We start from the raw sequence: 11421 nt of genomic DNA on the forward strand, positions 1-11421 counted from the left end.
TATGAACGGCTTGTCGCGATCAAGACCAAATACGATCCGCAAAACCGGTTTTGCTTCAACCAAAACATCGCGCCTGCGGTCTAACGCCGGCGCGCAATCCCCTTCTCAGTCACTTCAATAGACCTGACAGGTGCATCACATGTCCCGATCAACACCCCGTTTGCCCCACCAAACCGACGACATTTTCTTGACCGACGGCGGAACGGAAACTTGGCTTATGTACAAGCGCGGGTTCGAACTTCAGAAATTCAGCGCTTTTCATTTGCTGAACGATGAACGATCGGCCAAGGCATTGCGGGAATATTACACCGCCTTCGCCAATATCGCGGTGAAACTTGGAACATCTTTCATCTTTGACAGCCTGACCTATCGCGCAAGTCGGGACTGGGGTGCTTTGCTTGGATACTCAACCGAAGGACTGGCCGAGATGAACCACAAATGCATAGAGTTTTACCGCGAATGCGCCGCCGAGGCTGGTTTGGCGGCAGAAAACACAGTTCTCAGCGGCTGCATCGGACCGAAAGGGGATGCCTATAGGTTAAACAAGGGCCTCACGGCCGAGAGCGCCGAAAGCTACCACAGAGAACAGATTGATACATTCAAAGCTGCCGGTGCCAATATTGTCACAGCGTTGACCTTAAGCACGACAGCCGAAGCGATTGGCGTCGCAAAGGCCTCAGCCGAAGCTGGTATTCCGTCGGTCATCGCCTTTACAATCGAAAAAGACCGCAAACTTCGTAGTGGAGAAACGTTGAAACAAGCGATTGAAACAGTTGATCGCGAAACGTCCAATGCACCCGCCTATTACATGATAAATTGCGCGCATCCAGTTGATTTCGGCCCTGCGCTTGCAAACGAGGATTGGGCTAATCGCATCCGAGGGCTTCGGGCCAATGCGTCATCCGTGGCTCATGGGACCTTGTGCAAGTTGGGCCATCTTGATGAGGGTGACCCCGAGGAACTGGCGCGCCAATACGTAGATATCCGGGCCGCCCACCCAAAAATGAATGTTTTTGGCGGGTGTTGCGGCACGGATTATGTGCATGTCGAGAAAACTGGGCGGGCCTTGTTAGCTGCTGCGTAGTCCGCTCGCAACATCGCATTTGGACCGCAAGCGGACATGGTGCGATCCGAAACATTCGGCTCGATTGCGACCCGTTAACGCCGCCGGATCATCCGAACAGCAACTTGTGCGGAACCGCGCACAACATCGCCCAAATTTGCATCGCTCAGATCCATCACACCAAACCCGTTATTGGGAGAGGTCACAATTGCGATCAACATGACATGGTCGCGCCGCCCTAAAAAATTCAGGTCGACCGAGAATTTCACCGCCCTGGGGGTTCGCGCATCAACTGCAGACGTCGGGTTGAACCGCCCGATATGCGTTAGGCCTGCAGGCAAAGCGGCCGCTGTCCCGTTCACGGTGTTCGCAACAGCGGTCCGCCATGTATCCGTCAAAATATACCTGTCTATGCCACGGCGCGGTGCATCCTGTTGCATGAAAATATCAATATTCATGTCCGCCCCCGCGACGGGCGTTGTGTGCCGGTGATGCACCATCGCAAACCCGTCATATACGCGCTTGCGAAAGCTGCGTGGCACGCGCGCGTCCATCATTTCCGCCTCATTGGGCAGACCCGGATCCCATGGATGACTGCCGCTTGGCAACAGGATCAGATCAGAACTTTCGTGCAGTTTCAAAGCTCGATTGCTGCGCGGATCAAGCGGTGGGTCCGGAAGGGTAAAGCGCCCTGTATCTGTTGGTACGGTTCGTATGAACGTCGTCCCGACAGACGTGGGGAGATTGGAGATGTCACGTTCCCAAACCCCACGGGACACCAGCCCAGCCTGAAGAAAGGCGTCACCGTCATAACGCTGAATGTTAAGGTCCTGCACGACAGTATGCGGCAACCCTTCCATTGCTGGCTGCCACGTCCATGTTGGATGGGTTCCACTATCATCGAACGTCCCGCGCCACACACCGATCCGATTGCCGACATAGACCTCGTTGGTGTCGTCCGGGTTGACCACAACCGAGTAGGCAGGTGCCGACGATCCACCCTGCCCCGTTGTTGCGTTCAGGACTTGCGACATCAAACCGGTCGGATACCAGCGCCCAGACCCATCATACCACCACAACGTATCCATTGCGGGGTCGGCCTCAAGATCACCAGAAACCGCGTTCCGGCGCAGGCTACCCGTCGTCGTGACATAGAACTGTTCGCGGTTGGCGACGGTGCGGTGCGGTGCGATATCCGTCCATTGCGTTCCCGACAGACGCGGCAATTGCCGAAGGAACGGATCGCCAACACCGGGTGCTGCAACTGTTGATGTCGCGCTAACCACGGAATTTGCAACGGACGTCCACGCGCCTGCAGTAAAGCGGAACAACCGCACTGTGCGTGCGCAAAGAACTAGAAGTGCAGTGTTTTCATAGGTGGCCAGCGTTCCTTCGTTCTGGATGTCAATCGCAACCACCGGGTCCGAACTGGCACTTTCTGTCAACTGATCCTGCGTCGTATTTCGCCTCCGGTAGGGATCGGACATCGTAGGAATAGTGACCCAATTCATCCGACGTCTGGGCCGGTTCCAGTTGGCGGAGTACCAAATTCTGTCGGTCCCGATAAACAGCCGCGCGTCATCTGCGTTGTTGGAGCGCGCGACGGCCGCCTGAGAATAGAACCCCGCGCGACCGCTCTCGGTTGTTTCGTGGGTGCGCGCACTATTGGCGCGAAACACCGGGCTGGAGGGCCTGAATCGGTCCGGGCGGAATTCCCAGTCAGCGTTGGTGTATTGCAGAAACCGAAAATGTGGTTTTGTGGGATGGAACAGACAGCCCCCGCCATCGCCTTTGCGTTCCAAACGCCAAACCGTGTCACCGATCCTCTGGATTGATCCATTGTCCTGCGTTCCGGCAATCAATGTGCCATCATTGGTCGGGTGCCCATCAATGTATCCAATTTCGACCGAAGATAGCCCGGCATTCAAGGATCGTGCGTTATTGCTGCCCTGCCGTTGGAAAACGCCCCCATCACAGCCGACCCACAAGTCCGCGCCGGCCCATGCAAGGCTGTGGACATCCGGGTGAATGCGCGAACCGATAAAGGTGCTGTCACGATGGGCGCGGTGTTGATTGCCAGGTCTGAAGTTCGTGCGCACCGCGCCACTTGCGTTGATAGAGATTGTCAGATCGAAAATTGCGGCATTCCAGGCATTCTGTGAATATTCGAGCGATCCGCCAACAGTGACCTTATCGCTGCCGCCATCCTGACGCACAGCAATTGCCTGATCGTAATCTGACTGGTCGTTCTCGGTGATGAAGTTGCGGCCCCTTCGTCGTTCGACGGAAGACACAAACAATCCTATTGGTGTATTGGAAACAGTCCGCGCCACCGTTGCGTTGTGGGTCAGATCTACCAGCCACAATTGTGCATGGCCGGTATGGCGAGTTGCATCAACCGGGCTTGGTGTTTTGCCCAAGACATACATGCGGTCGGTGTTATGGGCGGCTTCGCCAAGGCTTAGTCTGGCCGCAGCTTCATAGGTGGGCAGGTTGATGCGGACAAAAGGACCGGCAGTGCCGTTGACTGACCGATAAAGGCCGTCAGCCACACCATTGTTGTTGGTCCCAACGACGGTCACCCAAAGGCCTTTGTCATTCCAGACCACGTCCGAACAGTGGATTTGGCTGCCATATGTCGACGTGGCATTCGCCAAAAACTCGACCAACGTCCAATCCTGATCTGCGGTAAATGCGCCGCTGCGTGTGTAAAGCCCCCACGATGTCGCCGCGACCAGCGTTCCCTGCCCTGCTGCATTAAATGTAGCTGCCGGGTCACGGGCAAGGCGATAGAAACCCGCTGCCGACAGGTTTTCCGCTTCACGTGCCCATGGGTTGGATTGCTGATTGGCAAGCACTGTTGGCAATGGATCTTTCAGGCGTAAAACGCCAAGGCCACCAAAAGATGAGCCGGGCGTGGCGCTTGTGCTGGGGCGCCCTTCGCCGGTGGCGGCATAGACGATATCAGACGCCTCGGTTGCGCCAAACTGGACCAAAAGCGCGCCCACGGTCAGCGACAGATCGGATCGGTCCGTTGTCGGTGCCAGACCCGCGCTACCCAAAGGCCGCCATGATCCATGGGCTTGCGTCCAATACCACACGCCGCCATTCGCGGTCCCGGCATAGGCGCGGGTGCCGTCCGGGCTGACCTTGATGTCCCTGGTACGGCCCGAGACGATCGGATTTCGTGTTGCTTGCCCGTTGGTCAGGATATGAGGCCCAAGCGGCATCCACAGCCGGTCTTCGTCAAAATTTCGCGCGATCACCTCGTCAAGCAAATCAATGTTACCGATTGATCCATCGGCGGATTGGGTAACGACGCCGGAGCGAAGTGCGCGTTCTTCGCGGTGTATCAGCCGGTCGGGCGACTTTCTGAATTCACGGGGCCATTCATAACGTGCCATCAGCCTGCTCCCGGTTCATTGTCGATGTCTTCGTCGGGCGTGATGCGGATGTAGCCCTCTTCCACCGTTACCCGCCCTGCAGGCAGGACCGCGGCTTGGGTGGCGGCCAGAATGGGGTCATAACGCCAGGTCAGCGGCGTGTTACGCCGGGTCCAGGTTTGGCTTGCGCCAAAGGCTGCGATCTTGGGCAGGCGCACCCGGTCGGGGTCAATCAACACCGGACCCACGCGCGCTGACGGTGCGATGCGGCCCATGCCCTTGGTCACCCATTCGCGCATCAACTCCAACGCTTTGCGTGGCAGGAAACCTGTCGTGGCGTGAACGCGCGCGGTTGGGTGCATCAAAAGGGTCAGATTGACACGCTGTCCCGCATGCACGGCCAAGGCTTCGCCAGCCGAGATATAGGGCGACTTCAGCGGGTCTGGCACCGGCAGAAAGCCCGGCCCCAACGTGTCGGCGACCCCGCCCAGCATGGTTCGAAAGCCGGTGCCAAGTTTGGATATGCGCGCGCTTGAGCGTACCTCTTTTTCGATCACGTTCAGCGTCGAAAAATCATCACCGATAAAATATCCATACAACCCATCATTGCCTTTCGCCAATTCACCCAACCGCACCCCAAAGGCGCGGGATTTGACGGCTTCATAGACGCCTTGGCGAACAAGATGCGCGGCGATGTTGTCGGCCTGCTGTCCAAATGCGCCCGTCGAGGCAAGGTCCTTTGGAATATCCAGCCAAAGTTGCGTCTTGACGACGGCAATTGGGCGGCCAACCAAGCCTGCGATTGTGGCCCCGGCATGCGTAAGGCTGCCATCCACACTCCACATCGTTGTGTCTACAGCGCGAAGAAAGGCACTCAGAGGGCTTTCTTCGCCATCAAACTCGGGGTCGTTGCGCTGGAACACATCGGCCGCAATCATGCCGTCCGCGATGTCGCCGATCCGGCTTGCACTTATCGGCAAATCACTGCGCGGCGAGGACGAGACAGGGCCTTCGCGCCCAACACCCCCTTCCCATGCCAGGCCGCCGGTCACCGCGTCATGCAGAATTTCACCCAACGGATTGCCATCCTGGTCAAAAAATTCAAGGCTTTCATCCATGAAATCAGGCAGGATGTATCCGGCCACGGGGTTGATCGTCCGGGCGGGATCGCGTTGGTCGATGCGCGCCTCGCGCGGCACCGCTGCACTGTCGGCAGGGTCAACAAATCGCCACATCAAACGGGACGGCAAGGTCAGGCGTGGCGGCATCGCCAACGCCGCGTTGCCACTTGAATCCTTGGTGGCAAGCGCGACAGGCAGTGTGGGATTGTTCGTATTGATATCGCGGTATCGCCCGAATGTGTCGATCACCCGCGCCCGCGTCAGGCGCAACGTTCCGTCCGCGACAAGGCTTGGCAAGGCGACTGCCTTGAATTCGTCTGCAACCTCTTCTGGAACCGACATCTCTTTGCCATCAGGGCCGGAACGGATCGCAAGCCACACATCACTCAGGCGATCAATTGTGATCGAACCCAGATCAGTTCTATCTAAAAAACCAGAAAGCGAGGCAAGCGTTCGTGCGGTTGGGCCGCCGATCTCGCCGTCTTGGGTAATGTCGCGTTGGGCTTCGGCGATGAGGTATGTATCAATGACCGATTTGAACGTCTTGGACAGACCTGTTGTGATGGCTGATCGGCCAGACAGAACAAATGTTCCACCCCTTGGAATGCTCGCCCCTTCAAAGGTCACCCGGTCCAGCGACCAGCCCTTAAACCCTTCACCCGGTTCAAGCGCGATTTCCCATTCAAGCCAGATCGGGCACCATGGCTGGACATAATTCGTAACAGCGACGGGGCTGACTTCGCGTCCGCCCAGCAGCGAAAACCGCAGCATATCCTGTTGTACGGCCACGCTGACCGAGCGCGAAACCTTGCCCGACGCAACGACATCCTCGCCGCTTCTGAGCAATGGGGACATTCCGTCAAACACCCCGTCTGGCGAATGGCGAAGCGCCAATTCTCCAACATAGCGTGTTTGGGTTGCTTCAATTCGTTCGGGCTCGATGGTTTCCTTGAACGCGTCCAACACCCAAGGTGCTGCGTGCGCGTCGTTTAAAAAAGCATCGCGCAGGATTTCTGCCGTCGCGTTTGGGATGGCTTCATGAGTCAGTTCGGGAACATAACGTTCCAGCGGGAACCAGATCGCAAATTTACGCCGTATTTCCCGGGTCCAGCGGCAATGAAGATAGCCGTCTTCGCTAAACAGCCCATCCCCAAGGAAGCGGTTTGACTTGCCGTAGTTTCTTAGGCCGACTACCGGCGGGCGGGCCATGTGATAGCGTGGGCCGGGGCGGCGGACAGTTCTGAAAACGGGGGCATCACTTGTAGCGCGGATCGTTTTCTTCGTGTCGTCACTGTATGAGGCGGCCGCATCGCGAAGTTCGTCTTTGCTGGCGACCAAACCGCCCCGTTTGCGTCCGTTCCAGATCAGATCGGCTTTTGGCGGGCGCGGCGTCTTTGATCGCGCAGCCTTGGTGCGCAACGGACGGCCAGCCTTGAAGTCTTCGCGCTGTCGGTCTGCCACGATTTCTTCAACCACATCAGGGCCTTGAAACGCCTCAAACCCATCCGCATGTTCGGCTTCGTCAAGACCGATCACCCCGTCGCGCTCATCCACACGCATCAAGGATGTATTGGCCACAGCGGTCATCAAGGTTTCCATAAACTCCTTGCGCGCCGTGCCGCTTACGCGCATTCCGGCCGATGCCTGAGCGGCCAATAGACGTTCAAGCGTCGGTGCCATCGAAAGCTTGATTGCCGACGCTCTCGGGGCTGCGTCTCTGCCCACACGGCCACGAACCGGCACGCCATAGACGGCACCATGCATAACCGTTTCATAAAGCTCGCGTTTTGGAACGATGGTCACATGGTCAAGGCCATATTCGCGATAATCATCCAGCAAAGCGACGCCGGAGGTTGTGAGTTTAAGGGTCGACTTCAAATCTACGGTTCCAAACCGTCCGTCACTTTCAGAACGATGAACCTGTGGTGGTTGCCAATCCGACACCTTCGGCGCTGACGATGCCGTCCACCCAAGCGATTTGATGCGTCGCGGCACGCCCCATGGCGAATAGACCCCGGCCAATGGGTCACCCGTTCGGCTGCTCCACCAGCCAATCACCACATAGCTTGCCCGGCCCGTGGTAACTTCACTTACGGTCAGGTCATCTAATGGGTCATGGAAGGCAAAACGGTTCAGCGTGGCATCATAGGAGGCCGTCCAATTCGGGGACCCACCGATGACACCGGTAAGCTCGCCCGCCTCCACCTGCGCATCGGACTTGGCAACGGGGTCACCGGGATATTTCTCTAACTCAAACGCAGATCCTTTGTCGGCCTCGATGATCCAGGCTTTGTGATCCTGACTTGTGGCACCACGACGACCAGTCATACGTACGACTAGCCAGCGGTCTGGCAAGGGGCGCATTTTGATCGGCGTGTCATTGTCATCCACCATCTCGCCACGCAGCAGACCATCGGGCATCGCCCAATGCAGATGCACCCCATGCGTGCGGGCCACGGGCGTTGAGAACGGCGCGACGTCGTCCTGTCCGTCGTCCATGTCCAGCGGCAGGCGGACATACCGCTCGCGGTGCGATTTCGGCACATACAGCGCCTGAACATCCACCGGAACCAGAAGCGCAGGGCGTGGTTCGGGCAAGGGTCGCGGAAAAACTGCAGTTGGCGGCAGGACGTATTCTGCCATTGCAGCGGTGAACTGCCAGTTATCGGAAACCAGCAGGTCTGCCATGAGGTCAGCGCGGATCGGGTCTGCCATTGGCGTCAACTCCTTTCGATCCGTGCTTTCAGCTCAGCCGTATAACGTGCTGTCACGTCACCAAGGCTGGGTTTGAAAGCATCGTTCTGTGTTGCCGTTGTGCCTGCGTCCTGTGCGAAAATCTGGCGGTAGGGAAACCGGATCATCTGCATGGCAAATTCGGCACCATCCACTTTGCCGTCGAGGTTCATGCTGGTCGCCGCTTCATCGGCGAAATTGCGCGCCGTGTTGGTCAGATCAAGCACACCGGGGGCTTTGCGTCGAAAACGAACCGGTATTTGCGCCGCGTCATTCGGGTCGTCCTGTTCGACCCCCGCCGCATTCACATATTCCGCAGACCGCACATTGCGCGCAGGCACGGTCGCCGAATAACTTCCGCGACGCCCGGCGTGCAGATTATAGCCAAACTGCAATCCCTGACGCGGCTCTTCGATATGCAGTACCTTTGGCAGGCCGTCGAACAAGCACAGCAAAACCGCAGGCGACAGGCGTTCCAGACGCAACAGTTTGATGCGGCTTGGGTGGCTTTCGGGGAAAACCTCGGTCGCGCTGCCGGCGGGAGGTTGCGAATAGGCGCGTACATGCATGCCGGGCCACCCCGCGACAGCAGCCGAGCGCATCAGAAAGCCCGTCACCAACCCAGCCTCGCCCGTCAAAGCTGGTTCACCACCGGGCGCGCGCACTTGCCGTTCGGCTTCGTCAATCTCTTTTTCGATCTGGGGATAAAGCCGTTCCAATTGCGCCCGTTCGATGGTGTTGCCTGTCGCTACGGAAAGCGCGCCCTGCACGATTGCATCTGTCCAGGCGCGATCCAGATAGAAAAACCGGATCGATTCATTTGGCAGAAGTTCGGTGTCGGGCACGATGTTGTTGAAGGGAACGCCCTGAAGAAGACGCAGGCGGGCAAGAAACGTTAGAATTTCCTGAGGCGCAATCGTGCCTTCCGCATTGGGCGGCAACACGTCCACGGTCATGACAGCCATATACATGGCTTCCATCGGTTCAGATGTGTGAGCGACCATTACCGTCTCCTCCCCAAGCGATCATTGATGAACGCGTCAAACGTTTCGAAAGATTCCATGTCCCGGATTGTGTCGCGTGTGATGTCGACGCCACCAACCGCGGTTTCGGCGATGATGCGGACACCTTCGACCAAACGTGCGTCCAACAGCTCGTTCACGCGCCCGTCGACGTCATAGGCAACATCTTCCACGACCCTTGGTGTGGTTTGTTTCAGCTGATTGACGGCGCCAAGATCAAACGCGTCACCTGCCAGCGATTTGGTAAGGTCATGGTCAAGCCCAAGCCCAGTCGCGAGCTTTTCGGTGAACCCATCCGCAAGAACCGCGATCGGGTCGCCGGGGCGCACCAAAGGCACCGGCTGGGACACAGCGGCTTCACGGGCCTTGTCCAACTCGTCAAACAAACCGCCAGTCAGAATGTCACCAATGCCGCCCAACCGCACCCGTTCCAGCAGAACATCAATATCGGCAAACTCATCAAGACGCCCAAGCAGATCCAGCTTATCTGCGAGGTTCAAGCCCGCGGTCGCTTTGGCCCGTGCCGCGCCAAAGGTTTCTGCCCGCCACCGTTGAAGGGCGGCAACAAAAGAAGGCTGCGACATCGCCATCAGCCTGCCCGTCTCAAAAGCCACAGCGAGCGAGACATCTTCGCGCCCATCAGGCGTCATCATGCGCAAGTGGTCACTGACATGGGCGAGGATTGGGAAGGGTTCTTCATCCGCCAAGGGATTGCGCAGCAGTTCATGCGTGGAAAACGGGCCTCGATACCAAGCGTTGGCGTTCTCACCAGTGCGCGTTAGATGCGGCAGTCCGACATGGCCCGTCTCTGCAATCTCAAGCGGCAGGGCTGTCACGGGGGGCTCACCGGGTGCTTCACCTTCACGCGGACCACCGGTGCAGGGCGGCAAAGGTCGCTCAAACCCACCGGGTGATGCCGTGCCCAACAGCCCCACATCAAGTCCGTTCATCAACTGCTGAAAACCGCCGGCACCCGTGCAAGTGAAACGCCATGACGTCAGAACCGGGAAGCGGTAGAAGGTTTCGGGAATGATGACTTCAAGCGGAAGGCTAAAGCCTGCGAAGCTTCCGGCCACTTGGAACACCTGACTGTCTGACGTCGCATCGCGACGCACCCTGCTGAAGTTTCCGGATAGGAAGTCTTCCTCATCCAGACGCCCCAGCACGTGCAACCCGTTTCCATCGACGCCCGCGCGATCAATCAACGTGCCTTCGTGAAACACAACCTCGCCGCGCCGGACAGCATCGCCAAGCGCGCCGTTGTCATTGGTATCCAGCACGCGCGGGCTGGCAGTGGCGGTTAGCGGAACAGCGGCGCCTGATTGGGTCGCCGTCGCCAGCATTTCCACCGTTTCGTTGATGTAAAGCGTGCTGATATCGTAGGTTGGAACCGGCGGCGTTGGCGGTGGCAGGACGCCAAGTTGCCCTTCCAGACTGATCAGACACGCGGTGTAGGCTTTGGGCTTACAGTTCTGCGTGTCAAAAAGCGGCGTGCGATTGGCAATGACAACGGCCAGAAACCCATCATCGTCGCCCATGGCGTTTTCGGTGTCATCCGGGTTCACCTCGCGCACATGAGTGAGCAGGGAAATATCGTCGAGCGTCGGGAATATCGTGTCGACGGTTGATTGAGGGACGGACAGATAGCTTCCGGTCGGCTGGTCCATCGGTCCGGTTATCGGCGTCTCGGCGGTAAAGCATTCCTCCCACGGCTGATCGTGGACAAGCTGGCCCTCGCCTTCGGCAATCACCACAAGCGCCAGCCATGGGGTTGTTTCGGTGACCGTTTGATCGTGATGCTCATCCCCCACCGTGCCCGCAGCCCTGTCCCAAGGCAACGTTCGCCGTTTCAGCACAATCTGCGGCAATCGGTTTTCGAATGCGCCTTCTGAATTGGCGGGCGGAAAGGTCATCAGTGCTTGGTCAGGTGGCAGCTTCAGGCGCGGGGCAGTGACATTGAAATGAGTTTCCAGCGTGTCGACGGGATAAGACGTTGTGCTATTGCTCTTTAGCGACAAGTCACCAAACAAAGTGTAACTGCCAGCCGTCAGGGCCGGGTCGATGCTGTCATAAAGAAAGAATTTTCCGCGCGCGACCAT

At 58.0% G+C, this 11421-nt stretch carries 5 protein-coding genes; 1 reads left to right on the forward strand and 4 read right to left on the reverse strand.

Annotation, left to right across the window (positions count from 1 at the left end; genetic code table 11):
• The first annotated feature begins 139 nt into the window (after positions 1–139).
• The gene (locus tag MUY35_RS01235; protein WP_248363233.1) at positions 140–1084 is read left to right on the forward strand and encodes a homocysteine S-methyltransferase family protein; all 945 of its coding nucleotides are present in this window, start codon (positions 140–142) and stop codon (positions 1082–1084) included.
• Positions 1085–1158: 74 nt separating this feature from the next.
• On the opposite strand, the gene MUY35_RS01240 is transcribed toward MUY35_RS01235, so the two are convergent.
• The 4 genes from MUY35_RS01240 to MUY35_RS01255 are packed head-to-tail and all read right to left on the reverse strand — an operon-like array spanning position 1159 to position 11421.
• A complete protein-coding gene (locus MUY35_RS01240) occupies positions 1159–4467 on the reverse strand; it encodes a hypothetical protein (protein WP_248363235.1) in 3309 nt (1102 codons plus the stop codon).
• Positions 4467–8282 carry a hypothetical protein gene (locus MUY35_RS01245; RefSeq protein WP_248363237.1) on the reverse strand — a complete coding sequence of 1272 codons (3816 nt, stop codon included), beginning with the start codon at positions 8280–8282 and terminating at the stop codon, positions 4467–4469. The genes MUY35_RS01240 and MUY35_RS01245 overlap by 1 nt, the downstream gene beginning before the upstream one ends.
• 5 nt (positions 8283–8287) lie before the next feature.
• Positions 8288–9304, reverse strand: coding sequence for a hypothetical protein (locus MUY35_RS01250; protein WP_248363239.1), 1017 nt, complete (start codon positions 9302–9304; stop codon positions 8288–8290).
• Positions 9304–11421: a hypothetical protein gene (locus tag MUY35_RS01255; RefSeq protein WP_248363240.1), complete on the reverse strand. Its 2118-nt coding sequence runs from the start codon at positions 11419–11421 to the stop codon at positions 9304–9306. Before MUY35_RS01255 ends, MUY35_RS01250 begins: the two co-directional genes overlap by 1 nt.

Source organism: Aliiroseovarius sp. S1339 (genome assembly GCF_023195695.1).
Lineage (GTDB): Bacteria > Pseudomonadota > Alphaproteobacteria > Rhodobacterales > Rhodobacteraceae > Aliiroseovarius.

Bases quoted from the DNA above. Each gene is read 5' to 3' on its own strand.
- MUY35_RS01235 (WP_248363233.1), top strand. From the start codon at position 140: ATGTCCCGATCAACACCCCGTTTGCCCCACCAAACCGACGACATTTTC.
- MUY35_RS01240 (WP_248363235.1), bottom strand. From the start codon at position 4,467: ATGGCACGTTATGAATGGCCCCGTGAATTCAGAAAGTCGCCCGACCGG.
- MUY35_RS01245 (WP_248363237.1), bottom strand. From the start codon at position 8,282: ATGGCAGACCCGATCCGCGCTGACCTCATGGCAGACCTGCTGGTTTCC.
- MUY35_RS01250 (WP_248363239.1), bottom strand. From the start codon at position 9,304: ATGGTCGCTCACACATCTGAACCGATGGAAGCCATGTATATGGCTGTC.
- MUY35_RS01255 (WP_248363240.1), bottom strand. From the start codon at position 11,421: ATGGTCGCGCGCGGAAAATTCTTTCTTTATGACAGCATCGACCCGGCC.